The organism is Acidovorax sp. BLS4 (genome assembly GCF_032929295.1).
GTDB lineage: Bacteria > Pseudomonadota > Gammaproteobacteria > Burkholderiales > Burkholderiaceae_C > Paracidovorax.
In genome coordinates this window covers 2499839-2524867 of record NZ_CP136797.1, presented here as the reverse complement: position 1 = coordinate 2524867, position 25029 = coordinate 2499839, and the positions used below count along the sequence as shown (strand labels likewise).

Sequence of the window (25029 nt, the reverse complement as noted above, 5' to 3'; positions counted from 1 at the left end):
GCCGCGCTGCGCCGCCGCGCCCATCCACCCACCCGCGCCAACCGGCCGGCCGGTGCGGTGGTATATGCTGCGGCCCCCGAGCTGCCCTGGCCGGCACGCCCCGCCGCACCCGACATGCCCACATTTGCCATCGATCTGCCCACGCTGCTGGCGATGACCGTCATCGGTTCCGTCGTCATGGCCGCCTGCCTGGTGCTGGTCGGCCACGAGCGCCGCCGCGACGGCCTGGGCCTGTGGGCCGCCGCGCTGGTGCTGCAGTCGCTGGCCTACGTGCTGCTGGCCCTGCGCGGCCGCGTGCCGGACATGCTCTCCATCGTGGCCGCCAACGGCCTGCTGTCCAGCGTGTTCGCCTGCCTGCTGGCGGCCGTGTGCCAGTTCCACCGCCGGCCGCTGCCCTGGGGGCGGCTGATCGGGCCGGTCGTGCTGACCCTGGCGCTGTTCGTGGCGTTCCTGAAGGACTACGAAATGCGCCTGATGCTGGCGGGCGTGGTCTTTCCCGCGCAACTGGCCCTGGTGCTGTGGACGCTGTGGCGCTATCCGTCGCCCGGACGCGGCGCCGGCCTGGTGGCGCTGGGCATCGTGCTGCAGATGTCGGTGCTGGTGGTGCGCGCCGTGGCCGCGGCGACGGGCGCCATGCCGCTGAACGGGCTGCTGCAGGGCGGCTGGCTGCAGCACGCCACGTTCCTGTCCACCTTCATCGCCGTGCAGGCCTCGTCGTTCGGCTTCATCTTCATGGCGCGCGACCGCGCCGACGACACCAACCGCCGCATGGCCGCGCGCGACCCGCTCACGGGCGTGGCCAACCGCCGCGCGGCCATCGCCGCGCTGGACCGCGACATCGCCCGGGCCATCCGCACGCGCGAGCCGCTGTCGCTCATGATGGTGGACATCGACCACTTCAAGCGCATCAACGACGGGCTGGGCCACCTCGTGGGCGACCAGGTGCTGTGCCGCGTGGTCGACGCCATGGGCGAGCGCCTGCGGGCGCAGGACATGATCGGGCGCTACGGCGGCGAGGAGTTCCTCGTGGTGCTGCCCGACACGCCGCTGCACGGCGCGCGGCAGCTGGCCATCCAGCTGTGCCGGGCGATCGAGCAGACGCGCTTCGACCTGGGCGGGCACACCGTGCCGGTCACCCTGAGCATCGGCGTGTTCGGCGGACGCATCGAGGAGGGTGACAGCTGGGACATGCTGATCGCCGCCGCCGACCGCGCCATGTACGAGGCCAAGCGCAGCGGACGCAACCGCGTTGCCGTCGCGGGCGATCTGCGCGGGGTGGTGCCCGCCTCCGCACTGCACGACAATCCGGAAACCCTTCCTCCACCGGAGCGGTGAACTGCAACGCACCGGCGCGCCCGCCGGATGCCGCGGCCGGTGGCAGGATCTTTTCCTGGAATGCCCCCGAGGAACCGCCATGAACGCCCGCACCGCCCCCGATCTCCTGCAACCCGCCGAAGCCCTGGCCCACGTCAGCCGCCAATGGGACGGCGACATCCTGCGCCAGCTCACCGAATACATCGAGATCCCCGCCAAGTCGCCCGGCTTCGCCCCCGACTGGGAGCAGCTCGGATACCTGGACCGCGTGCTGCGCAATGCCGCGAACTGGGTCGAAGCGCAGAAGGTGGCGGGCCTCACGCTCGAGATCGTGCGCCTGCCCGGCCGCACGCCGGTGCTGTTCTTCGAGGTGGCCGCCACGCAGCCCCAGTCGAGCCAGACCGTGCTGATGTACGGCCACCTGGACAAGCAGCCCGAGTTCGAGGGCTGGCGCAAGGACCTGGGGCCCTGGACGCCCAAGTACGAGGACGGCAAGCTCTACGGCCGCGGCGGCGCCGACGACGGCTACGCGGTGTATGCCAGCATCGCCGCCGTGCAGGAGCTCAAGCGCCAGAACGTGCCGCACCCGCGCATCGTCGGCCTGATCGAGACCTGCGAGGAAAGCGGCTCGGGCGACCTGCTGCCCTACATCGACCTCCTGCGCAGCCGCTTAGGAAGCGTGGCCCTGGTGATCTGCCTCGATAGCGGCGCCGGCAACTACGACCAGCTGTGGCTCACCACCAGCCTGCGCGGCATGGCCAGCGGCACGCTCAAGGTGGAGATCCTCACCGAAGGCATCCACTCGGGCGATTCGTCAGGCCTCGTGCCCTCGTCGTTCCGCATCATGCGGCAGGTGCTGGACCGGCTCGAGGACAGCGCCACCGGCCGCCTGCTGCCCGCCAGCTTCCACTGCGACGTGCCCACCGACCGCCTGGCGCAGGCCCGCGCCACCGCCGGCATCCTGGGCGAGGAGGTGTACAAGCGCTTTCCCTGGGCGCACTACGACTGCGGCGGCTCCACCACCTTCGCGCTGCCCACCACCACCGACCCGGTGCAGGCCCTGCTCAAGCGCACCTGGGAGCCCACGCTCAGCGTGACCGGCGCCGAGGGTTTTCCGGCCCTGAAGGACGCGGGCAACGTGCTGCGCCCCTACACCGCCTTCAAGCTCAGCCTGCGCCTGCCCCCGCTGGTGGACGCCGCGCAGTGCGTGCAGGAGATGAAGGCGCTGCTGGAGGACAACGCGCCCTACCAGGCCAAGGTCACCTTCGAGGGCGGCGGCGCGGCCAGCGGCTGGAACGCGCCCGACACCGCGCCGTGGTTCGAGGGTGCGCTCAATGCCGCCAGCCAGGCCCACTTCGGCGCGCCGTGCGGCTACATCGGCCAGGGCGGCACCATTCCGCTCATGAACATGCTGAGCCAGGGCTTTCCGAAGGCGCAGATGATGGTCTGCGGCGTGCTGGGCCCCAAGAGCAACGCGCACGGCCCCAACGAGTTCCTGCACGTGCCCTACGCCAAGAAGCTCACCGCCGCCGTGGCGCAGGTCATCGCCAGCCTGCCGCCCGCCGGCGCCCAGGACGGCACGGCCACCGCCGCGGCCGCCTGAAGCCGCTGCCCGCTGCCCGCCGCCACCGTGGCCGCGGCCATCGCCAGAACCCGCCCGCGCCCCGGCGCGCAGCGCATGGGCTGCTGACGCCGGCCGCGCCCACCCCTTTTCCCGGGCGCGCCACCACATGGCGCGCCTTTTCCGACAGGCCCTAGCCCCCTTCGCATGGTCGATCCCGACGCTCCCTCCACCCTCAGCCCCTTCACCGCCGCCGATGGCGAAAACCTCGCGCTGCAGGACTGGCCGCTGCCGCACGCCGACGCGCGCGCCACCGTGCTGCTGGTGCATGGCCTGGGCGAGCACGTGGGCCGCTACGACCGGCTCGCCCGGCGGCTGAACGCCTGGGGTTTTGCCGTGCGCGGCTACGACCAATACGGCCATGGCGAATCGGGCGGGCTGCGCGGCGCCCTCACGCCCCCGAACCGGCTGATGGTGGACCTGGCCGACATCGTCGATGCCACCCGGGCCCGCATGCCACCCGGCCAGCCGCTGGTGCTGCTGGGCCACAGCCTGGGCGGGCTGGTGGCCGCCAGCTTCGTGGCGCAGGCGCTGCGCCCCGTGGAGGCGCTGGTGCTTTCCTCTCCCGCGCTGGACCCGGGCCTGAGCTGGACGCAGAAGTTCCTGGTGGCCACCCTGCCCCGCGTGCTGCCGAACCTGCGCCTGGCCACCGGGATCGACCCCGCCCACCTGTCCCACGACCCCGCCGTCATCGCGGCCTACCGCGCCGACCCGCGGTGCCACGACCGCGTCGGTGCCGGGCTCGCGCGCTTCATCGCCTACACCGGCCCGGCCGTCGTGGCCCGCGCCGCGCAGTGGAGCGTGCCCACGCTGCTGATGTGGGCGGGCGCCGACCGGCTGGTCAACCCCGCCGGCAGCCGGGCCTTCGCCCGCGCCGCTCCGCCGGGCGTGGTGCACGCGCAGGAGTTCGCCCTGGCGTACCACGAACTGTTCAAGGAAAGCCCGGAGCACGCCGCACCGGTGTTCGCGGCCTTGCAGCAATGGCTGGACGCCCGCTGCCCCGCGCCAGCGGCCTGGAGCAAAATCGGGCTCCAGCACAATAACCACTAGGGCATATTGCTACATTTTTAATAGCAATTTGCAGAAGCCCCGGCGGGGCCGGGTCACAGGAAAGCGGGAGGCCCCTTGTCGGCCTTGCTTTCCACCGGGTTGGCCAGCAGCCAGTTGGCCGGGTACTGGCGCATGAACTCCCGCGCCTTCTCCGGCCGGGCCGACAGCCAGGCGCCGTAGGCGCCTTCGTTGAGCAGGGCCGGCATGCGCTTTTCGCTGCCGGGCGGCTGGTAGCGGTGGATCAGCGCATGGCTGTTGGCGTTCACGGTGAGCACGGTGTAGCTGACCAGCTCCTCGCCCTCGGGGCCGGTCCAGCGGGCCCACAGCCCCGCCGCGCCCATCGGCAGGCCATCGACGCGCGCGATGCGCGTGGGCACGGCCTTGCCGCTGCGCCAGTCGTCCTCGAAAAACGCCGCCATGGGCACGATGCAGCGCTGGCCTTTCAGCCACGCCTCGCGGAACGGCGTGGCGGTGGAGACCGTCTCGGAGCGCGCGTTCACCAGCTTGGGGGCGCGCAGCCGCCCGTCGGAGGCCGATTTCACCCAGTGCGGTACCAGCCCCCACTGGGCGTGCACCAGTTCGCGCGCCAGCCGGGGGGCGCCGTCCGCATCGGGAGCGGCATCGGGATCTGTCCCGGCCGCCGATTCGGCATCGCCCGGCAGGGGATCGGTGGGCACCGGCCCGGGCGTGCCCGGCGGCGGCGCCACGGCGCGGATGAAAAAGCCGGGCTTGCGGGGCTTCACGTAGCGTTCGCCGCGCGTGTCCGGCGGCTCCACGCCGAAGGCCTCGCGGTAGGTTTCGGGCAGGGGCAGGGTCTCGTAGCGCGTGGTCATCCGGGGATCGTACCTGCGCCCTCGCCCGCCGCTTCGCACAGGGGTGCCCACACGGCCTGGTCGCGCCCCTGCGCCTTGGCCGCATAGAGCGCGCGGTCCGCCCGCTCCAGCGTCTGCTCGATCGACTCGCCCACCACGTGCTGCGCCAGGCCGATGGAGACGGTCAGGTGGATCGGCGCCGAGCCCGGATGCGTGAGCCGCAGCGCCGAGACGGTTTGGCGCACCCGCTCCAGCAGCGCGCTGGCATCGGCCGGCTGGGTGTTGCACAGCATCAGCACGAACTCCTCGCCGCCCCAGCGCGAGAGCACGTCGGAGTCGCGCACGCTGGCTTTCACCGAGCGGGCGAAGGCCTGCAGCGCGCGGTCACCCGCCGCATGGCCATGGGTGTCGTTGATGGCCTTGAAATGGTCCAGGTCCAGCTGCACCAGCACCAGCGAATGCCCGCTGCGCGCGGTGCGGCGCTGCTCCAGCCGCATCAGCTCGATCATGTGGCGGCGGTTGAGCAGCCCGGTCAGCTCGTCGTGCGTGGCCAGCTCGCGGATGTGCTCCAGCGCCTCGGCCAGATCGTGCTTTTGCTGGCGCAGCTGCTGGCGCGTGGCCTGCACCCGCGTGGTGAGGAAGGTGCTGCCCACCAGCACCACGAGGATCATGATCGCGTAGGCGGCGGCCATCGCGGGGCCCTGGTGCAGGTCCTCGCGCAGTTCCAGCAGCACGCCCCCGGCCCCGAACGCCGCGAGCGAATAGAACAGCACCCCCACCATCTGCCGCGTGGACAGACCGAAGATCCCGAACATCAGGATCACCGCCAGGATCGGCAGCGTGATGCCCCGCGCCGGCCCCGCGATCACGAAGGCCGCGGCGTTGCAGGCCACGGCATAGAGCATCTGGAACAGCGTGAGCGAAGGGTCGCGAAAGCGCCGCGACACCCCGCTGCGGATCAGCGTGAAGACCCCGATCAGGCCCGAGATGCAAAACAGCGTCCACCAGCGGACCCATTGCGCATCCGCGATGCCCGCCCGCGCCACGATGTGCATCGCCACCACGCAGCACAGCATGAGCAGCCCCGCCAGTCCCGCCATGGCCGATCGCACGCGCAGGCGCCGTTCCGTGCCCAGCAGCCCATCGAGCACGCGGGACGGGGTCGGGAACAGGGCGCGGTCGCGCCATCTCGCAAGCCGTGGCGGCAAGGGGTCTCCTTGGAGTGGGTCGCAGGCCAGGCCGGCCATCGGGCGGCCCACGGCGCCGCCGGGTGGGCCAGCACCGATGGTGCCTGCGGAATTCTAGGAGTCCTGTCGCCCGCGCGCCCACCCGCCATGGGAGGGTTTACACCCATCCCTCTGGCCCGGCCTTGCCACGCGGGCCCTGCCCTGTCGCTGTCAGGGGACGGCCGCGAGCCGTTTCTTCATCGACGGTGCGGGGTGCAGCGCATAGCCCCCGCGCTCGTAGAACGCGATGGCCTCGGGCCGTGCGTCCAGGAACACCAGGGCCATGGCGCGTGCCTGCGCATCGGCTTCGGCGTAGGCCATCAACGCCCGGCCGGCGCCGCTGCCCCGCACGGCGGCATCCACCACGAGGTCATCGACATGCAGGTAGGCTCCGCGCGCCAGGGTCTGCACGGGCCGCATTCCCATGACCCCGACCAAGGCGCCGCCCTGGTAGGCGCCCACGAGTTCATAGCCGGCGCACGACTGCTGGCGCACGCGCCGCAGGAACTCGGCCTCGTCCAGCGCGCGCAGTTGCGCCATCACCGGATGGGCGTCCTTCCACTGCGCAGGCAGAAGCCTTTGGATTTGCAGGGCATCGGCGGGGTCTTGGGTCATGGCAATGGCATCTTTCATGCGGGCACCGGCTCCAGCACCGGCACGCCGCGCCGCTTGGCCACGGCGATGGGTGGGGCCCAGCGCGAGCCCTGGGGTTTCTTGCTGGTCACCAGGGTGATCTCGGCGGGCTCGAAGACTTCCAGGTTGTGGGTGATGGGCGTGGTCAGCACGTATTGCGCCTGGGTGGAGCGCAGGAAGTGGCCGACCAGCTGGATGTTGCGCACGTCCAGGTGGGCGAAGGGCTCATCGATGAACACGAAGCCGCCCGAGCCGCTTTCCTCGTCCTTGAGCAGGCCCACGAGCAGGATGAGCGACTTGATGACCTGCTGGCCGCCCGAGGCCTCGCCGTCGTTCATGCCGATGCTGCCCTTGCCGTCGAACGCGAAGTGCACCTTCAGGCCCGCCTGCGCGAGCACGGTGTCGTCGTTCTCCAGCAGCGGCAGGTCGGCCGCCACCTCCACGCCGGCGAGGGCACCCAGCTCCTGGATGTTCTTGCGGTAGCGCCGCACGGTGCTGCGCAGCACCTCGATGTAGCTCTCGCGCGCGTTGTGCACGGCGGTGCCGGCCTGGGCATTCTTGGCCTGGTGGTCCGACAGGCTCAGGGTCTGCTCGCGCACGGTGGTCTCCATGCGGCGGTGGCGCTCCTCCACCGTGGCGTCCTGCTCCCAGGTGTTGTGCTCCAGCTCCTGCTCCACGGACTGCAGCCGCAGGCGGGCCTGGGTGTCGTTGACGTATTCGTCCACCAGGGCCTCGCGCGTGGCCGGGGCGATCCAGCGCGGCGGAAAGCCGTGGCGCTGGCGCTGGCTGTGTCCGGCCGCGGCCACGTGGTTGCGCCGGCGGGCGGTCCATTCGTGTGCGGCGCGGTCGCTGTCGCTGCGGGCGCGCTGCAGCTGCTGCTCCAGGCGCTGGTGCTCGTCGGCGAAGGCGCGGTGGCGGTCGTGGGCGCGGGTGGCCTCGGTGTCCAGGCGCTGCCAGCGCTGGGCGGCGGCGATGCGCGCCTGCCTGGCCGCGGGCAGCACCTCGCGCGCCTGGGCGAACTCGTCGCTGCGGCGCGCCAGTTCTTCGGCGGCGCTGTGGCCTTCGAGCGCGCGGCGGGTGTCGGTGATCTGCCGCTTGAGCGCCAGCACGCGGTCCAGCACGGGCGCGAGCTGCGCATCGATCTGGGCCGCGTCGCGCTCGGCGGCGGCGCGGCGGGCATGCACGGCCGCGGCGCCGAACTGGTGCTCGCGCGGCTCCACCCACATGGAGCGGGCGCCGCGCCCGTCGTGCATGTAGGCCTGCGGCGTGATCCAGGTGCCGCCCAGGCGCTTGCCCTCGCGCGGATCGGCCACGCAGCGCAGCTGCTGCATCTGCTGCACCAGCCAGCGCGGCACGGGCGCGGTGAAGCGCACGTGGGACAGCAGCGTGCCGGGATCGCCCTTCAAGGCCTTCTCGCCCGGGCCGACGAGGTAGTGGCGGTAGCGCTCGCGCTCGCCGATCTCGTAGGCCTCGGCCAGGTCGGCCTCCTTGTCCAGCAGCACCACCCAGCGGTGGCCGCGCAGCACGCCTTCGATGGCGGCGCGCCATTGCTCGTCGGCCACCTCGACCACCTCGGCCACGAACCGGTGGCCGATGCCCTGGGCCACCAGGCGCTTGCGGAACTGCTGCACCTCGTGCGGCAGCGGCGGCAGGTGCTGGCCTTCCAGGGCCTGGAGGGCCTGCTGCGCGAGCTTGCGCCGCTGCTGCAGGGCCGATCGCTCGTCCTGCGCCTCGGCCTCTTCGGCCTGCAGCCGGGCCAGGTGGGCCTGCAGCTCGTCGGCGTTGCTGCCCTTGTCCACCAGCGCCAACAGCTCCTGCTCGCGCTTGGCGAGCTGCTCCAGCGGCGATTCGTGGCGCGTGGCGTCGTCCAGCGCAGTGCGGGCCTCGTCGCGCTCGGCCAGCAGCCGGGTGGCGTCGGACTGGGCGCGGGCGCTTTCTTCGATCAGCGTGAGCAGGCGCTTGTTCTGCACGGCCTGGTCGGCCAGGGCGCTGCGGTGCTGGGTCTTTTGGCGGCGCAGTTCGCGCGCCTGCCTGGCCAGGGCCTCGCGCTCGCCATGCCAAGCCAGCACGGGCAGCACCTCGGTGGCCAGACGCTCGCGCTCGGCCACCTTGAACTGCCAGCTCTGGTAGCTGGCCACGCGGTTTTGCAGCTCGGCCAGCTGCGCGCGGCCGTGGTCGAGCTCGCGCTCGGCCTGGGCCATCTCGCGCACGAGTTGCTGCTGGTGCTCGCGCGCCTGGTCGTAGGCATCGAGCACCTGCTGGTCGCCGAACACGTCGAACACCAGGCGCAGCAGCTCGCGCGGGCTGAATTCGCACAGGCGGTCGGTCTGGCCCTGCTCCAGCGAGAGCACGCGGGCGATGGCGGGCGACAGGCCCGCCGCGCCCAGCACGCGGCCCCAGGCCTCCACGCCCATGAACCCGAGGTCTTTCTCGGGCGTGTCGCGCAGTTGTTCGATGCCCACGTCGCCGTCGAGCAGGCAGTAGCGGCGCTGCCAGTCGCCGCCGTTGCGGTCGATGCGGCAGGCCAGCGTGACCTGGTCGCCGTACAGCAGGCGCCGCGCGAACGGGCGGCTGGAGGTCTGGCGGCCCTGGGGCCGGTTGTCCACCACGGCGCGCAGCCAGGCGGTCTGCGCGCCGGCGTGGCGCGCGTAGGTGCGGTAGTCGCGCGGGGCCGAGCAGCGCAGGCCCAGCAGGGTGCGCATGGCATCGAGCAGCGTGGTCTTGCCCGAGCCGTTGGGCCCGGCGATGGTGATGATGGACGCATCGAGCGGCAGGGCCACGCGCTGGCAGTAGTCCCAGTGGACGAGTTCGAGGGTTTGCAGGTGGAACATGGGGGCGCGGGGTTCGTCGTCGGTCAGGCGGCGGGCGCCGGGGTGGGGTCCGTGGCGGACGTTGCAGCGCCCGGCGTGGCGGCGGCCTCGCTGCGCTCGCGCGCCAGCACGTCGGCCAGGGCGCCGTCGAGGATGCGCGGGGCCATCACGTCGTAATCGAGCAGCACGTCCAGCAGCGGGCCTTCGGCGATCTCGTCCTGGCGGCGCAGGATGAAGCCGTGGCGCTCCAGCAGCTTGAGGTTGGCATCGAGCCGCATCTTCTTGCCCAGCTGGTTGCCGTAGTCCTCCAGCAGGGTCTTGTACGACAGCACGGGGCTCACCAGCCGCGCGGACGGCAGCGGCTTGGCGCCGGGGAACATGTCGTTCTGGCCCTCGTCGGCCTGCTCCACGCGGCTGGTCTGGCGCTCGCGCTTCGGTAAAACGATCAGCGCCCACAGCACCACCAGCAGCGCCTGCGCGTCGCGCGGCAGGTCGAGGTTGTTGTTGGCGTTGACGCCGGCCTCGCCCAGCACGGCGGTCTGCGCGGGCGGCAGCAGGGCCACGCTCACGTGGTCGGCGTAGATGCTGTCCATGAAGCGCAGGCCCACCTGGGCCAGGCGCTGCTCGACCAGGGCGAAGAGTTCGGCATCGACCAGCGCGCGCTTGACGCGCGGGTGGCTGCGCGGCAGCCAGCGGCGCGTGAGGAGTTCGGCAATCAGCAGGGCGGCATCGTCCATGGGGGTCTTCAAAGGGTCTCGGGGCCGAGGTTCGGCGAAGGGTCGGGCGCGGTGGCGGCCTTGGCCGGTGCGTCGGCCGGCACGGCGGTGGCGGGCACCATGCGGCCCTGGCTCAGCAGCTCCACCTGGGGATGGTCGATGGCCTCGGTGGCGGCCTCCCACTGCACGCGCCAGGGCAGGCGCGCCAGCGCGCCGGTGGCGCCCGGCAGCACGCCGGCCTGGGGGTCGCCCAGCAGGGGCAGCAACTGGGCCTTGTAGGCGACCTGGGCGTAACGGGCATCGGCGGGCGTGGCGCCCAGCAGCGCCGCGGCCACGCCGTGCGGCACCGCCTCGCCATTCCCTTCGATCGACCAGGCCTGCAGCAGGGCCGACAGGTCGCCCAGCTCGCTCGGCAGGGCCACGGCGGTGAGGTTGCCGGCCGGCGCCGGCTGCGCGCCAGGCAATTCCTCTGCCGGGCCGGCAACGGGGCGATCGCGTTCGAACTCGGCCTCGGTCACATCCAGCAGCTCGTGCGGGGCCAGGGCCGACAGGCCGGCGGGCACGCCCAGGGCGCCTTCCAGCAGCGCATGGGGCGAGCGCACGGTCTGCAGCCAGCGCTTGACGTCGGTGCTGGTGATGCCGGTGGTGCCCAGGGTCACGCGCTGGCGGTCCACCTGCTGCAGCGCGCGGTTGAACTGGCTGGCCATGGCCAGCAGCCGCGACTGGGCCTGCCCCAGCCCGCGCGCGGCGCGCTCCAGCGCGATGTGGCCGTGCGCGTGGCCGATGATGGCGGTGATGGCCTCGGAGGCGCGGTCGATCAGCACCGCTGCGCGGTCGTAGCGCTGGCGCGCGGCGCGCAGGCGGAACTCCGACCCGCTGGCGATGGCGTCGGCGAATTCGCCGTGCAGCCGGGTGAGCTGCGCCTGCAGCAGCTGCACTTGGCCCGCATCGAGCGCGCCGAGCTGGTTGGCGCCCACCACCTGGCCGAGCAGCGCGGCCAGCTCGCCGCCATCCTCGTCCCCGCCGCCGTCGCTGGCCAGGGGCGCCAGCAGGCCGGCCACGCGCTGCGCGAGCGGCGGCAGCGCATAGGTGCGGGCGCTGTCGTCCCAGGCCAGCAGGCCCACGTCGCGAAAGCGCTTGAGCACGGTGTCCAGCGCCTCCGGGCGCAGGGCGTGGAAGATCTCGTCGATGCGCTCGCGCGCCAGCGTGGCCTCGCCCTGGCGCGCCAGCTGCAAAAAGGCCCACAGCCGCAGCTGCACCAGCGCCGCCGGGCCGTGGAACAGCCCGCTCAGCGCCTGGGTGACGGCCTGCTCGCGCGCAATGCGCCACAGCAGGGCGGAATCGCCCGCCGCATCGGCATCCCGGAAAAAGTCGAACAGCCCGCCCTCGTTCTCCGCCCCTCCAGGCCACGGCGCCTCGGCCGCCAACACAGTGCTCTCCATGCCGTCCTGTTCAGTGTTCCGTCGTCATTCGAAGGCCAGCTGCGCCAGCGCGGCGACCGAAGCGGTCTCGGCCCGCAGCACGCGCGCGCCCAGGCTGGCCGGCGCGAAGCCGTGGGCCAGCGCCAGGTCTTCCTCCTGCGCGGTCAGCCCGCCCTCGGGGCCATGCAGCACCTGCACGCGGCCGGCGCTGCCGACCGCCTCGCGCAGCGGGCGGGAGCCGTCCCGCAGCGACAGCACGAGGCGCGCCAGGCCGCCCTCCTCCGCGTGGGCGTCGGCCGCGTGCGCGCGCAGCCAGTCGGCCAGGGCCAGCGGGGCATGCACCTCGGGCACCCGGTTGCGCCCGCACTGCTCGCAGGCCGCCACGGCGATCGCCTGCCAGTGGGCCTGGCGCTTTTGCGCGCGCTCGCCCGACAGTTTCAGCACGCTGCGCGCGGCGGCCACCGGCTGGATGCTGGCCGCGCCCAGTTCGGCGGCTTTCTCCACGAGCCAGTCCATGCGCTCGTTGGCCGGCATGCCCACCACCAGGTGCACGGCGCGCGCGGCCTCGCGCTCCACGGGGTCGTGCGCGCCGACCTCCACGTCCACATCGGAGCGGCCCATGCGGGTGATGGTGGCGGCGTATTCGCCCCCGCGCCCGTCGAACAGCGTGATCGCGTCGCCGGGCTGCAGGCGCAGCACCTGCACGTGGCGCGCGGCCGAAGGCGGCAGCGCCAGCGCGGCGCCGCCCGCCAGGGGCAAGGGGCAATGGAAACGGGGCATTTGCTACTATTTATAGCTACACGCCCTAGTAATGATTGCGGCGGTAGCGGTTTTGACTCAAACTCTTCCGAAAGCGAAGCCGGTGGCTTCCTGCGTGCCTTCGATCTCGTCCACCAGCCGCAGCAGCGGCTTGAGCTCGCGGTAGCGGCTGGCCGTCGCGCGGATGTAGCCGATGAAACGCGGCGTGTCCGCCAGGTACTTGGGCTTGCCGTCGCGCAGCGTGATCCGCGCGAAGATGCCGGCCACCTTCAGGTGCCGCTGCAGACCCATCCATTCGACCGCGCGGTAGAACTCGCCGAAGTCCGCGCCCCAGCCGCTGGCGCTCGCCGCACCGACCAATCCCGACTTTCGCGCCTTTTCCCAGTAACGCACGGTAATGTCGATGACGAAATCCTCTTCCCAGCTGATGAACGCATCGCGCAGCAGGCTGGCGATGTCGTAGGTGATGGGGCCGTGCACCGCATCCTGAAAATCCAGCACGCCCAGCGGCCCGCCCGCCGGGGGCGCCATGAGGTTGCGCATCATGAAGTCGCGGTGCACGAACACGCTGGGGGCTTCCAGATTGTTGGCGACCAGCACGTCGAAGGTCTTGGCGAGCACGCCCTGCTGCGCCTCGGTGAGCGCCACGCCGCGGTGGCGCGCCAGGTACCAGTCGGGAAAAAGGGCCAGTTCGCGCCGCAGCAGGGCCTCGTCGTAGGGCGGCAGCACGCCGGGGCGCGAGGCCTGCTGCCATTGCAGCAGCACGTCGCTGGCCTGCAGGTACCAGGCGTGCGCCGCCTCGGGCGCCGCGGGGTCGAGCCGCTCGATGACAGTCTGCGCGCCCAGGTCGGACAGCAGCATGAAGCCGTGGGGCGCGTCCCAGGCCAGCACCTCGGGCACGTGCAGGCCCGCGTCGGCCATCAGGCGCTGCACGTAGGCGAAGGGGCGGCAATCCTCCTTGTCCGGCGGGGCGTCCATCACGATGCGGCTGGTGCCGTCGGCGGCGTCGATGCGCAGGTAGCGGCGAAAGCTCGCGTCCGCCGAGGCGGGGCGCAGGCTCGCGGGGTGCAGGCCGTGCGTGGCGGCCAGTGGCGCCAGCCAGGCCTCGAACGCGGTGCGGCGGGCGGCGTCAGGCCAGGCGACGGCGGGAAAGGCGGAAGCGGCAGCAGCGGCGCCGGCCGGGGCCGGATCGGCCACGATGGGGGAAGGAGGGTGGCTCATGGATAATCCGATTTTACAAACCCGGCCTGCCCGGACCGGGTGGCCTGCGGTGCCTGCTCCGCGCCGCCGACCGGCTGATTCCATGGACATCCCTTCCTTGCCCGATCCGTTCCGACCGACGCCCCCCTTCCTGCCCGCCCGCCGCGGCGCTGTGGCCCACCGTCCCTCGGCGCCCGCGTTCGAGCGCCGCGCGGTGGCCCGCCTGATCGCCTGGATGCTGTGCGGCGCGCCCCTGGCAGCGCTCGCCCAGTCGGAGGCCGAGCCCGGCGCACCCGCCGTGCCCGAGGCAGCGCCCGCCCTGCGCGCCAGCCCCCTGCTGCAGGAAAAGATCCCCGAAGCCGTTCGCCCGCAGTTGCCGATCTTCGTGAAAGGCGACAGCGTGACCGGCCAGCCGGACATCAACGCCGTCGTCGAAGGCAATGCCGAACTGCGCCGCGGCGACACCATCATCCACGCCGACCGGCTGGAATACGCGGTGCCCGACGACCTCGCCAAGGCGCGCGGCCAGGTGCGCATCAACCGCGCGGGCAACGTGTACGAAGGCTCGGAGCTGGAACTGCGGGTCGACGCCTTCTCGGGCTACTTCGATGCCGCCAACTACCGCTTCCTGATGAACGGCGCCCACGGCGAGGCCAGCCGCGTGGACTTCATCGACCGCGATCGCTCCGTGGTGCACAACGCCACCTACACCACCTGCCAGAAGAACGACGAAGCCACCTGGCAGCCCGACTGGGTGCTGCGCGCGCGGTCGATCCGCATCGACAACGAAGAGCAGGTGGGCACGGCCGACGGCGCGGTGCTGGAGTTCAAGGGCCTGCCCATCCTGCCCATCCCGCACATCACGTTCCCGCTGTCCGACCGCCGCAAGTCGGGGCTGCTGCCGCCCACCGTGGCCATCGACAACGTGAGCGGCGTCGAGTACGCGCAGCCCTACTACTGGAACATCGCGCCCAACCGCGACGCCACCATCACGCCCACCGTCATGTCCAAGCGCGGCGTGAACCTGGGCGGCGAATTCCGCTACCTGGAGCCCACCTACCGGGGCGAGCTGCGCGGCGATTACATGCCGAACGACAAGCTGCGCGACCGCGACCGCTGGGGCTACGGCCTCAAGCACAGCGGCACGTTCGATACGCCGCTGGGCGGCTTGAACTTCAACATGGACGTGAGCCGGGTCAGCGACGACAACTACTGGCGCGACTTCACGCGCAACGTGACCGGCATGACCCAGCTCACCCAGCGCCTGCTGCCCGGCGACGCCACGCTGTCCTGGGGCAAGGACGACATGTCGCTCAGCCTGCGCACCCTCAAGTGGCAGACGCTGCAGGACGTGAGCGCGCCCATCGTGCCGCCCTACGACCGCATGCCGCAGCTGCGCTGGGGCTACAACCCCACCATGCTGCCTTACGGCCTGGATGCCAGCGTGGAGGCCGACTACACCAGCTTCCATGCGGACCGCGCCCTCACCGGCCAGCCCAACGCCCAGCGCAGCTACGCCATGGCGCAGATCAGCCGGCCATTCCTCGCGCCCGCCGGCTTCATCACACCGCGCGTGCAGTTGCACGCCACGCAATACCAGTTCGACAGCCCGCTGGCCAACGGCCAGCGCAACGCGCAGCGCACGCTGCCCACGTTCAGCCTGGACAGCGGCCTGGTGTTCGAGCGCGATGCGCGCTACTTCGGCCGCAACTTCCTGCAGACGCTGGAGCCGCGCGCCTTCTACACCTACACGCCCTACCGCGACCAGAGCCTGCTGCCGGTGTACGACACGGCGGCCAACGACTTCAACTTCGCCACCATCTACACCGAGAACGGCTACGGCGGCAACGACCGCCTGGCCGACAACAACCTGCTCACCCTGGGCGTGACCACGCGGCTGCTGGACCCGGACGACGGCGCCGAGGCGGCCCGCTTCGGCATCGCCCAGCGGGTGCGGTTCTCCGACCAGAAGGTCGTGCTGCCCGGCGAGTCCACCGTCAGCGAACGGCTGTCGGACGTGCTGCTGGGCGCGGGCCTGAACTGGACGAAGCAGTGGGGCTTCGACTCCACGGTGCAATACAACCCCAAGACGGGCCGCTCCATCCGATCCACCGTGGGCGCGCGCTACAACCCCAGCGCCTACCGCGTCATCAGCGCCGCCTACCGCCTGCAGCGCGGCACCAGCGAGCAGATCGACGTGGGCTGGCAATGGCCCATCAACGACCTGTGGGGCGACAAGGGCCAGGACCTCGGCCCGGGCCGTGGGCAGGGCCCTGGCCGCTGGTACACCGTGGGCCGCCTGAACTACAGCATGCAGGACCGCAAGCTGGTGGACACCGTGGTGGGCTTCGAATACGACAGCTGCTGCTGGGTCGGCCGCGTGGTGCTCGAGCGCCTGCAAAGCAGCGTGACCACGGCCAACACCCGGCTGCTGTTCCAGATCGAGTTCGTGGGCTTTTCCCGCCTCTCGCTCGGCTCCAACCCCCTCACCAGCCTGAAGCAGAACATTCCGCGCTACCAGTACCTGCGCGAGCAGACCAGCACGCCCAGCCGCTTCACCAATTACGACTAACCCGACACCTGCCAACCACATGAACCATCGCGCTTTCACCCTGGGCCTGGTGTGCCTGGCCACCCTGGCCTCCCTCGCACCCGCGGGCGCCTCCGCGCAAGGACTGCGCGCCTCGGGCGCTGCCGGCGGCACCGGCGGTACCGGGCTGTCCTCGCGCGCCCTGCCGCCCGTCACCGTGCCCGACGCCCGCACCGGCGCAGACCGCAGCGGCATCCGCCAGGCGGACTACATCGTGGCCGTGGTCAACACCGCCCCCATCACCAACAACGAGGTGCAGACCCGCGTGGCGCGCGTCGAGCAGCAGTTGGCCGCCCAGGGCGGCGAGCGCCCGCCCCGGGACGTGGTGGCGCGCGAAGTGCTCGAGCGCGTGATCAATGAAAAGATCCAGGTGCAGATGGCCAACGAAAGCGGCATCAAGGTGGACGACATCGCCGTCTCCCAGGCCGAGCAGTCGGTGGCGCGCCAGAACAACGTGAGCCTGGAGGAAATGCACCGCCGCCTCGCGATCGACGGCATCAGCAAGGACCGCTTCCGCGAAGAACTGCGCAACCAGCTGCTGGTGCAGCGCCTGCGCGAGCGCGACGTCGAAGCCCGGGTGCGCGTGAGCGACCTGGACGTGGACCAGTACCTGCGCGAGCAGCAGTCCGCTTCCGATCCGGCCAAGGTCGAACTCAACCTGGGCCACATCCTGGTGCTCGTGCCCGAGAACGCCAGCCCCGAGGTCGTGGAGCAGCGCCGGCTGCGCGCGCAGCAGGCGGCCGACAAGGTGCGTGCCGGAGACGATTTCGGCCAGGTGGCGCGCGAGTTCTCCGATGCGGCCGAAGGCGCCTCCGGCGGCCTGCTGGGCCTGCGCCCCGCCGATCGCTACCCCGAGCTCTTCGTGCGCTCGACCCAGCAGACGCCCGTGGGCGGCATCGTCGGCCCCGTGCGGTCGCCGGCCGGGTTCCACGTGCTGAAAGTGGTGGAAAAGACCAATGCCGCCGCCCCCACCGTGGCGGTGCAAAGCCATGCGCGGCACATCTTGCTGCGTGCCAATCCGCAGCTGACCGAGACCGCGGCGGCCGCACGGCTGGCCGACTACCGCCGGCGCATCCTGGCGGGCCAGGCGGACTTCGCCACGCTCGCGCGCGAGAACTCGCAGGACGGCAGCTCCAAGCAGGGCGGCGACCTTGGATGGGCCAGCCCGGGCCGCTACGTGCCCGAGTTCGAGGAAGCGCTCAATGCGCTCAAGCCCGGCGAGATCAGCGAGCCCATCGTCACGCGGTTCGGCGTGCACCTGATCCAGTTGCTGGAGCGCCGCGAGGCCAAGCTCACCCAGCGCGAACAGCGCGACATGGTGCGCGACGTGGTGCGCGAAAAGAAGCTGGACGAGGCCTACGCCACCTGGGCGCAGGAAGCCCGGGCCCGCGCGTATGTGGAATACCGCGATCCGCCGCAATGACGCGCCGCCTGCCCACGCGCCTTCGCCGCGCAGCGCCATGAAGCACATCCCGCGCAAGCGCTTCGGCCAGCATTTCCTGTCGGACCACGGCATCATCGATGCCATCGTGCGCGCCATCGGCCCCGAGCCGGGCCAGCCCATGGTGGAGATCGGTCCCGGCCTGGCCGCACTCACGCAGCCGCTGGTCGAGCGCCTGGGGCGCCTCACCGTGATCGAGCTGGACCGCGACCTGGCAGCGCGGCTGCGCCTGCACGGCCAGCTGGACGTGATCGAATCCGACGTGCTGAAGGTGGACTTCGCCCAGGTCGCCCAATCGCTGAACGTGCCCAAGGTGCGCGTGGTCGGCAACCTGCCGTACAACATCTCCACGCCCATCCTGTTCCATTTGCTGGAGCAGGTGCATGTCATCGAAGACCAGCATTTCATGCTGCAAAAGGAAGTGATCGACCGCATGGTGGCGAGCCCCTCCACGGGCGACTACGGGCGGCTGTCGGTCATGCTGCAGTGGCGCTATGCGATGGAGGATGTGCTGTTCGTGCCGCCGGAGAGCTTCGATCCGCCGCCGCGCGTGGACAGCGCCGTCGTGCGCATGGTGCCCCATGCCTCGCCGGCCCCCGTATCACCCGCCCTGCTGTCCGAACTGGTGCAGGTGGCCTTCAGCCAACGCCGCAAGCTGCTGCGGCACACGCTGGGCCGCTGGCTGCAGGAGCGCGCCTTCCCGGGCACCTTCGATACCCAACGCCGGGCCGAGGAAGTGCCAGTGCACGAGTACGTGGCCCTGGCTCAGTCACTGCACCCTGCCTGAGCGCAGGCGGTGCAATGCGGGGACCGGGCCACCCGGCCCCGTGCACTGAAAAGAGTCAAGCGCGGCAAGCAGTGGCCTGAGGGCCCTGCCTGTCGCGCATGACCGCCTGAGGTCAGGCGGCGGCGAGCCAGTAACCCGCGTTGAACGGGCTGCTCATGCGCAGCGCCAGGGGCGATACGTCAACGAGCTTGTCGGTCGGCATTTTTTCCGCGGAAGGATCGACTGCGATTTCAATGGGCTGCGCTGCGGCGGTCTCGTTAGCCTCGTTCGCCCGTTCTGCCTGGCTGGTGGATGCAGAACGGGCTACAGAAAAGAATAGAAACACCGGAACGGTATCTTTCGATCGCTCCAGTAGTCCGCCGCTTCGCGGAAGATGTCGAGCAACTGCTCGCGTGCTTCCTTGTCGAACTTCACCGTGGTCGGAATCTGCTCCAGCACCACGATGAAGCCCGGTTGCGGGCCCGATTTATGCAATGGGTCCGTCATGCAGTCGTACAGCGCGTCGAAGTTCTTTCCGAAGTGCGCCGGGAACATGAACTGGCCTGCGATCAGGTCCAGCACGTCCTGTTTGGTTTGTGCGTGTGCAAGGTTGGCGTACAGGAAGTGTTGGCCGAGCGCCTTGGCCGACTCTTGCAGGTCTTGCACGCGAAAAGCGCGAATAGACTGCACGATGTTGGGGCGCACGCCACGCAATGGGTTTTCCTGATCGTTACGAAGTGGCATTTCCATCTCCGCTGCTCTTTCTTTATGTAGTCACCAATGAGGAATATCCGGAAGTTCGGTCCAGCGGCCCGCCACCAAGGCGGGGGGCCGACAGGCGGGCAACCGATCGCGGCAATGCCGGCGAGCGCTTTTGGCGTCCAGCGTCATTCAACAATTTTTCGAAAGCTCGCGTAGTGGTCGCCGGTGTAGTAGCAGGCATCGGGAACGCGGGGCGCTCCTCCGCACACGATGCGCCGGGCACCACGGTTCTTCGCACCCGGCGTTCTGACGGTGTATTCGCGGTAATAGCCCCGTTTTTCCAGGGGCAGCAACCGTTCGCGATTGCCGAACACCGAACCATCCTTGTCGTAAGGAAATGGTCCACCTTCGCGGATGAGCCCGTAGGTCGCCCGCCCTTGCGGGGGCAACTCGGCCAGTGCGATGGTGGTCACTCCGTCGGAAGACGGGGGTTTTCGGGCCTGTCCCGTGGTCGGGACCAGAACGAACGCTGCACCCAGTACGCACGCAAGACCTGTCTTGTACGCCTGGATGGCGATAGCCTTCAGCATCAACTACACCTTTCAGAAACTACGGGTTTACCCGAAATTTCGAGCCGTTAGTTTGACTTAATCGCCCCCAAAAAGCAAGCGCCTGCCCAATAATTGGGCAGGCGCTTTCAAGGCCAAACGCGTCTAAAAGTTAGCGCTTGCTACGTCATCACCGCTCTACCGGGAGGCATTTGCATCGGCCACCGTGAGTGCCGTCATGTTGACGATGCGGCGCACGGTGGCGCTGGCTGTCAGGATGTGCACCGGTTCCGCCGCGCCCAGCAGCACGGGGCCGATGGCGATGCCACCGCCGGCCGCCGTCTTGAGCAGGTTGTAGGAAATGTTGGCCGCGTCGATGTTGGGCAGGACCAGCAGGTTGGCGCTGCCGGCGAGCGTGCTGTGGGGCATGACCACGGCGCGCTGGGCCGCATCCAGGGCGACATCGCCGTGCATCTCGCCATCCACTTCGAGCCACGGCGCCTGGATGCGCAGCAGGTCGAGGGTCTGGCGCATCTTGACGGCGCTCGGCTGGTTGCTGCTGCCGAAGTTGGAGTGCGACAGCAGTGCGGCCTTGGGCTTGATGCCGAATCGCATCATTTCCTCGGCTGCCATGACGGTGATCTCGGCCAGCTGTTCGGCCGTCGGGTCGTAGTTGACGTGCGTGTCCACCAGGAACACCTGGCGGTCGGGCAGCAGCAGGCCGTTCATGCAGGCGTAGGTGTTCACGCCGGCACGCTTGCCGATCACCTGGTCGATGTAGTTCAGGTGCAGCGCCGTGTGGCCCCAGGTACCGACGATGAGGCCATCGACCTCGCCCTTGTGCAGCAGCATGGAGCCGATCAGCGCCAGGCGGCGGCGCATTTCGATCTTGGCGATGGGCACGGTGATGCCCTTGCGCTCGGTCATGCGGTGGTAGGTTTGCCAGAAGTCGCGGTAGCGGTGGTCGTTCTCGACGTTGACCACGTCGTAGTCCACGCCTTCCTTCAGGCGCAGGCCGAACTTCTCGATGCGCTGCGCGATGATGGACGGGCGCCCGATGAGCGTGGGCCGTGCGACTTTTTCGTCCACCACGATCTGCGCGGCGCGCAGCACGCGTTCTTCCTCGCCCTCGGCATAGGCCACGCGCTTCTTGGCGGCCGTCTTTGCGGCGGTGAAGATGGGCTTCATCGTGGTGCCGGAGGCATACACGAAGGTCTGCAGATGGTCGCGGTACGCGTCCATGTCGATGATCGGGCGCAGGGCCACGCCGCTGTCGGCGGCGGCCTGGGCCACGGCCGGGGCGATCTTCATCATCAGCCGCGGGTCGAACGGTTTGGGGATCAGGTATTCGGGGCCGAAGGCCAGCGGCTCGCCCACGTATGCGGCGGCCACCACCTCGCTCTGCTCGGCCTGGGCCAGTTCGGCGATGGCGTGCACGGCGGCGATTTCCATCTCCAGCGTGATCGTCGTCGCGCCGCAGTCCAGCGCCCCGCGGAAGATGTACGGAAAGCACAGGACGTTGTTGACCTGGTTCGGGTAGTCCGTGCGGCCGGTCGCCATCACGACGTCGCCGCGCACGGCGTGGGCGTCTTCGGGCGTGATCTCGGGATTGGGATTGGCCAGCGCGAAGATGACCGGGCGCGCGGCCATTTTGGCCACCATGGCGGGCTTGAGCACGCCGCCAGCGGAGAGGCCCAGGAACACATCGGCGCCCTCAATGACTTCGGACAGGCTGCGGGCTTCGGTCTTCTGGGCGAACAGGATCTTGTCCTCGTCCATCAGCTCGGTGCGGCCCTCGTAGACCACGCCGGCCAGGTCGGTGACGAACACGTTCTCGCGCTTCAGGCCCACCTTCAGCAGCAGGTTCAGGCAGGCGAGTGCTGCGGCGCCCGCGCCCGAGGTGACGAGGCGCACGGAACCGATGTCCTTGTTCACCACCTTCAGGGCGTTGAGCATGGCGGCGGCCACCGTGATGGCGGTGCCGTGCTGGTCGTCGTGGAAGACGGGGATGTTCAGGCGCTTGCGCAACTCGCGCTCCACGTAGAAGCACTCGGGCGCCTTGATGTCTTCCAGGTTGATGGCGCCGAAGGTCGGCTCCAGCGCGGCGATGACCTCGACGAGCTTGACCGGGTCCTTCTCGTTGATCTCGATGTCGAACACGTCCACGCCGGCGAACTTCTTGAACAGGACGCCCTTGCCTTCCATGACGGGCTTGGAAGCCAGCGCGCCGATGTCGCCCAGTCCGAGAACCGCGGTACCGTTGGAGATCACGCCAACGAGGTTTCCGCGCGAGGTGTAGCGGAAGGCGGCGGCAGGGTCCTTGACGATCTCTTCGCAGGGAGCGGCCACGCCCGGGGAGTAGGCCAGCGCCAGATCGTGCTGGTTGACCATCTGCTTAGTCGCGGCGATCGCGATCTTCCCCGGCTTCGGAAACTCATGGTACTCAAGGGCAGCCTGGCGCAGCAGGGCGCGTTTGTCGGGCGTGGCATTCACCGGGGGGGTCTCGGACATCAAGCGTCTCCAGCTCTATGAAATTCTGCCGAACCCCGCGCCACGGAGGGTTCCAGGGCGAGGTCACGTCTTCAAGGGTGTGAGATTGTAGTCAGCCCGCCGTAGAAACCCTGGTAAGCAATTCCGCTTAACCGGGGCAAAGCACCCATGACCTGGAAACCCCCAGCGCCGCTCCGCCGCTCAGGCCGGATCGAGCGGGAACACCGGCCGGCGCACGTTCCTGAACGGGAACAGCGCGTAGTTGGAACTCGTCACCCCTGTGGGACTGTCGCACTCGACCAGCGCGTGCGACAGCGGCACGAACACCGGGCGGCAGTACATGCGCGATTTGAGCAGCACGAAACGGTGGGCCGTGGGGTCCAGGCCCACGCAGGAGAACACGCCCAGGTCCCACGGCTCGTGCGTGCGCTCGGTCACCACGATGCGCGCCGCGCCGGTATCGAACAGCACCGTGCGCCCCATGGCGCAGCGCTGGCCGGTGTAGATGGGGCCGGTCACGGTGTATTCGCCATCGCTGACGGCCACCACCATGCCCTCGACCGCCACGGGCGCCTTGGCCACGCCGAGTTGCGTGAGCGGCACCTTGTTGCCCAGCCGCACCGCGATGCGCGCGCCGACGCCGGCCGCCACCAGTTCGGCGACCGCCCCGGGGTCGCACAGCGGGCCCACGGCGATGTCTTGCAGGCCGTTGGCGAGCGCCGCCTGCAGCACGTCCATGGCATCGCAGGTGCCGCCGGACATGCAGTTGTCGCTGTGGTCCAGCAGCAGCACGGGGCGGTCCGCGCCCACAGCCAGGGCCTGCGCGCGCTGCAGGGACTGATCTAGCGGCTCGCTGTCGTAGACGAACTCGGCGCGCTCGCTCCACATGGCGGCGGCGATGCGGTCGGCGGCCGCCTGGGCCGGTTCGGGATCGTCGGCCGGGGCCGTGACCACCACGCTCATGCACGGCGCCTCGATATCGGCGAGCGAAAAGCCGGCGAACACCGTCACCGCCGGAATGCCGCCGGCCTCGGCCGCGCGGGCCGCGTCCACCGCGCGCAGCATGGCACCCTGCAGCGTGGTGCTGCGCAGCGTGTGGCCCATCATGGGCAGCGGGTGCCAGCGGACGGTGTAGCGCGCCTGGCCATGCAGCATGGCCAGCAGCAGGCGCCCGGCGTGTTCGCCGGTTTCGTACATGTCGATGTGCGGGTAGGTCTTGAAGCCCACCATCACGTCGGCATTGGCGACCATCTTGGGGGTGATGTTGCCGTGCAGGTCCAGCGCCACGCCGACGGGCACGCCTGGTGCGGCGGCCCGCACGCGCTCCAGCAGGTCGCCTTCGCCGTCGGGGCTGTTCTCGGCCACCATGGCGCCGTGCAGGTCCAGCAGGATGGCATCGCAGCCCGGGGCGGCGTCCACGATGCGGCGGGTCAGTTCATCGTAGGCCGCGGCATGCACCGGCCCGCTGGGGTTGGCCATGGCCGACACGGGCGTCACCAGTGTGGCGCCCAGCCCCTTGGCCAGGTCGATGAACGCCGCCATGGCCGTGCGCATGCCCTCGTTCTCCTGCAGCGCCTGCGCGCCATAGGCGGGCGAAAAGGCCTCCAGCGGCGTGGGAACGGGCGAGAAGGTGTTGGTCTCGTGGTTGAGCCGCGCGATCAGGATCTTCATGCCGCCACCCCCGCGCTGCGCAGCATGGCCTGCAGCAGCACGTTGCAGCCGGCCTCCAGATGCTCGGGCCGGGCGTCTTCGATCTCGTTGTGGCTGATGCCGTCCGCGCAAGGCACGAAGACCATGGCGGTGGGCGCCAGGCGCGCCAGGTACACGGCGTCGTGCCCGGCGCCGCTCACCACGTCCATGGCGGTGTAGCCCAGGGCCTGGGCATCGGCGCGCACGCCTTCGACCAGTGCCGGGGCGAAGGGCTGCGGCGGAAAGTACACGACCTGCTCCACGGCCACCGGCGTGCGGTGGGCCGCGCCGATGCGCTCGCAGGCGGCGCGCAGGGCCGCGTCCATCTGCAGCAGCACCGCGTCGTCGGCGGCACGCAGGTCCACGGTCATGCGCACGCTGCCGGGGATGACGTTGCGCGAGCTGGGGAAGACGTCCAGCACGCCCACCGTGCCGCGCGCATGCGGGGCGTGGTCGAGGGCGATGCGATTGACCTCGGCCACCAGGCGGCTCGCTGCCAGCAGCGCGTCGCGGCGCAGCTCCATCGGCGTGGGGCCGGCGTGGGCCTCCATGCCCTGCACGGTCACGTCGTACCAGCGCTGGCCCAGCGCGCCCTGCACCACGCCGATCACGCAGTCGTTGGCCTCCAGCACCGGCCCCTGCTCGATGTGCGCCTCGAAATACGCACCCACCGCGGGCGTGGGAGCCGATGTGCCGGCATACCCGATGGCGGCCAGCGCCTCGGCCACGCTGGTGCCCTGCGCATCGCGCTGGGCCAGCGCATGCTCGAGCGTGAAGGCCCCGGCGAACACGCCGGAGCCCATCATCACGGGCACGAAGCGCGAGCCTTCCTCATTGGTCCACACCGCCACCTCGATCGGCGCCTCGGTGGCGATGCCAGCATCGTTCAGGCTGCGCACCACCTCCAGGCCGGCCAGCACGCCGTAGTTGCCATCGAACTTGCCCCCCGTGGGCTGCGTGTCGATGTGGCTGCCGGTCATCACCGGGGGCAGGGCATCGTTGCGGCCCGCGCGGCGCGCGAACAGATTGCCGATGGCGTCGATGCGCACGCTGCAGCCGGCCTCGCGCGCCCAGCGAACGAAGAGGTCGCGGCCTTCGCCGTCCAGCGCGGTGAGCGCCAGCCGGCACACGCCGCCCTTGGGCGTGGCGCCGATGCGGGCCAGGTCCATCAGCGATTGCCACAGGCGCGCGCCGTTCACGCGGGGTTGCAGGGCAGGGGAGAGGGTCTTCATGTCCACGGT

20 protein-coding genes are annotated in these 25029 nt (G+C 70.4%); 6 read left to right on the top strand and 14 right to left on the bottom strand.

Annotated features, from left to right (window positions below; translation table 11 throughout):
• The first annotated feature begins 114 nt into the window (after positions 1 to 114).
• The 3 genes from R1Z03_RS11770 to R1Z03_RS11760 all read left to right on the top strand — a co-directional run bounded on the left by R1Z03_RS11770 (position 115) and on the right by R1Z03_RS11760 (position 3985).
• A complete protein-coding gene (locus R1Z03_RS11770) occupies positions 115 to 1335 on the top strand; it encodes a GGDEF domain-containing protein (protein ID WP_317359870.1) in 1221 nt (406 codons plus the stop codon).
• A gap of 79 nt (positions 1336 to 1414) precedes the next feature.
• Positions 1415 to 2917, top strand: coding sequence for a M20 family metallopeptidase (locus R1Z03_RS11765; RefSeq protein ID WP_317359867.1), 1503 nt, complete (start codon positions 1415 to 1417; stop codon positions 2915 to 2917).
• 165 nt (positions 2918 to 3082) lie between these two features.
• Complete coding sequence (locus R1Z03_RS11760) at positions 3083 to 3985, top strand: alpha/beta hydrolase (protein WP_317359864.1); 903 nt, start codon at positions 3083 to 3085, stop codon at positions 3983 to 3985.
• 53 nt (positions 3986 to 4038) lie between these two features.
• On the opposite strand, the gene R1Z03_RS11755 is transcribed toward R1Z03_RS11760, so the two are convergent.
• From R1Z03_RS11755 to R1Z03_RS11720, 8 genes are all read right to left on the bottom strand, one after another.
• Positions 4039 to 4818 carry an SOS response-associated peptidase family protein gene (locus R1Z03_RS11755; protein WP_317359862.1) on the bottom strand — a complete coding sequence of 260 codons (780 nt, stop codon included), beginning with the start codon at positions 4816 to 4818 and terminating at the stop codon, positions 4039 to 4041.
• Positions 4815 to 6005 carry a GGDEF domain-containing protein gene (locus R1Z03_RS11750; RefSeq protein WP_317359859.1) on the bottom strand — a complete coding sequence of 397 codons (1191 nt, stop codon included), beginning with the start codon at positions 6003 to 6005 and terminating at the stop codon, positions 4815 to 4817. Before R1Z03_RS11750 ends, R1Z03_RS11755 begins: the two co-directional genes overlap by 4 nt.
• A gap of 189 nt (positions 6006 to 6194) precedes the next feature.
• Positions 6195 to 6638, bottom strand: a complete 444-nt coding sequence (locus R1Z03_RS11745) for a GNAT family N-acetyltransferase (protein ID WP_284397588.1) — start codon at positions 6636 to 6638, stop codon at positions 6195 to 6197.
• Between the two features lie 14 nt (positions 6639 to 6652).
• The gene (locus R1Z03_RS11740; RefSeq protein ID WP_317359853.1) at positions 6653 to 9487 is read right to left on the bottom strand and encodes an ATP-binding protein; all 2835 of its coding nucleotides are present in this window, start codon (positions 9485 to 9487) and stop codon (positions 6653 to 6655) included.
• Between the two features lie 23 nt (positions 9488 to 9510).
• Positions 9511 to 10203 carry a hypothetical protein gene (locus tag R1Z03_RS11735; RefSeq protein WP_317359850.1) on the bottom strand — a complete coding sequence of 231 codons (693 nt, stop codon included), beginning with the start codon at positions 10201 to 10203 and terminating at the stop codon, positions 9511 to 9513.
• 8 nt (positions 10204 to 10211) lie between these two features.
• Positions 10212 to 11624 (bottom strand): hypothetical protein, encoded by a 1413-nt coding sequence (locus R1Z03_RS11730; protein WP_317359848.1) that lies wholly within the window; start codon positions 11622 to 11624, stop codon positions 10212 to 10214.
• 24 nt (positions 11625 to 11648) lie between these two features.
• Positions 11649 to 12383: a 16S rRNA (uracil(1498)-N(3))-methyltransferase gene (locus R1Z03_RS11725; RefSeq protein ID WP_317359846.1), complete on the bottom strand. Its 735-nt coding sequence runs from the start codon at positions 12381 to 12383 to the stop codon at positions 11649 to 11651.
• Between the two features lie 57 nt (positions 12384 to 12440).
• Positions 12441 to 13583: a phosphotransferase gene (locus R1Z03_RS11720; RefSeq protein WP_317359844.1), complete on the bottom strand. Its 1143-nt coding sequence runs from the start codon at positions 13581 to 13583 to the stop codon at positions 12441 to 12443.
• Positions 13584 to 13665: 82 nt separating this feature from the next.
• On the opposite strand from R1Z03_RS11720, the gene R1Z03_RS11715 reads away from it, so the two are divergent.
• The 3 genes from R1Z03_RS11715 to rsmA are packed head-to-tail and all read left to right on the top strand — an operon-like array spanning position 13666 to position 18380.
• Positions 13666 to 16134 carry an LPS-assembly protein LptD gene (locus R1Z03_RS11715; protein WP_317359842.1) on the top strand — a complete coding sequence of 823 codons (2469 nt, stop codon included), beginning with the start codon at positions 13666 to 13668 and terminating at the stop codon, positions 16132 to 16134.
• A gap of 19 nt (positions 16135 to 16153) precedes the next feature.
• Positions 16154 to 17575: a peptidylprolyl isomerase gene (locus R1Z03_RS11710; protein ID WP_317359840.1), complete on the top strand. Its 1422-nt coding sequence runs from the start codon at positions 16154 to 16156 to the stop codon at positions 17573 to 17575.
• A 37-nt stretch (positions 17576 to 17612) separates the two neighbouring features.
• Complete coding sequence (gene rsmA / locus R1Z03_RS11705) at positions 17613 to 18380, top strand: 16S rRNA (adenine(1518)-N(6)/adenine(1519)-N(6))-dimethyltransferase RsmA (RefSeq protein WP_317359838.1); 768 nt, start codon at positions 17613 to 17615, stop codon at positions 18378 to 18380.
• A gap of 112 nt (positions 18381 to 18492) precedes the next feature.
• On the opposite strand, the gene R1Z03_RS11700 is transcribed toward rsmA, so the two are convergent.
• From R1Z03_RS11700 to R1Z03_RS11675, 6 genes are all read right to left on the bottom strand, one after another.
• The gene (locus R1Z03_RS11700) at positions 18493 to 18705 is read right to left on the bottom strand and encodes a hypothetical protein (RefSeq protein WP_217640151.1); all 213 of its coding nucleotides are present in this window, start codon (positions 18703 to 18705) and stop codon (positions 18493 to 18495) included.
• Positions 18684 to 19109 (bottom strand): barstar family protein, encoded by a 426-nt coding sequence (locus tag R1Z03_RS11695; RefSeq protein WP_092742419.1) that lies wholly within the window; start codon positions 19107 to 19109, stop codon positions 18684 to 18686. The genes R1Z03_RS11700 and R1Z03_RS11695 overlap by 22 nt, the downstream gene beginning before the upstream one ends.
• 137 nt (positions 19110 to 19246) lie before the next feature.
• Positions 19247 to 19651 (bottom strand): ribonuclease, encoded by a 405-nt coding sequence (locus R1Z03_RS11690; protein WP_284409931.1) that lies wholly within the window; start codon positions 19649 to 19651, stop codon positions 19247 to 19249.
• Between the two features lie 156 nt (positions 19652 to 19807).
• On the bottom strand, positions 19808 to 22120 hold the full coding sequence (locus R1Z03_RS11685; RefSeq protein WP_284409933.1) for an NADP-dependent malic enzyme: 2313 nt from the start codon (positions 22118 to 22120) through the stop codon (positions 19808 to 19810).
• A gap of 180 nt (positions 22121 to 22300) precedes the next feature.
• Complete coding sequence (locus R1Z03_RS11680; protein ID WP_317359829.1) at positions 22301 to 23770, bottom strand: M81 family metallopeptidase; 1470 nt, start codon at positions 23768 to 23770, stop codon at positions 22301 to 22303.
• Positions 23767 to 25020 carry a Zn-dependent hydrolase gene (locus R1Z03_RS11675; protein ID WP_317360350.1) on the bottom strand — a complete coding sequence of 418 codons (1254 nt, stop codon included), beginning with the start codon at positions 25018 to 25020 and terminating at the stop codon, positions 23767 to 23769. Before R1Z03_RS11675 ends, R1Z03_RS11680 begins: the two co-directional genes overlap by 4 nt.
• Between the last annotated feature and the right edge of the window lie 9 nt (positions 25021 to 25029).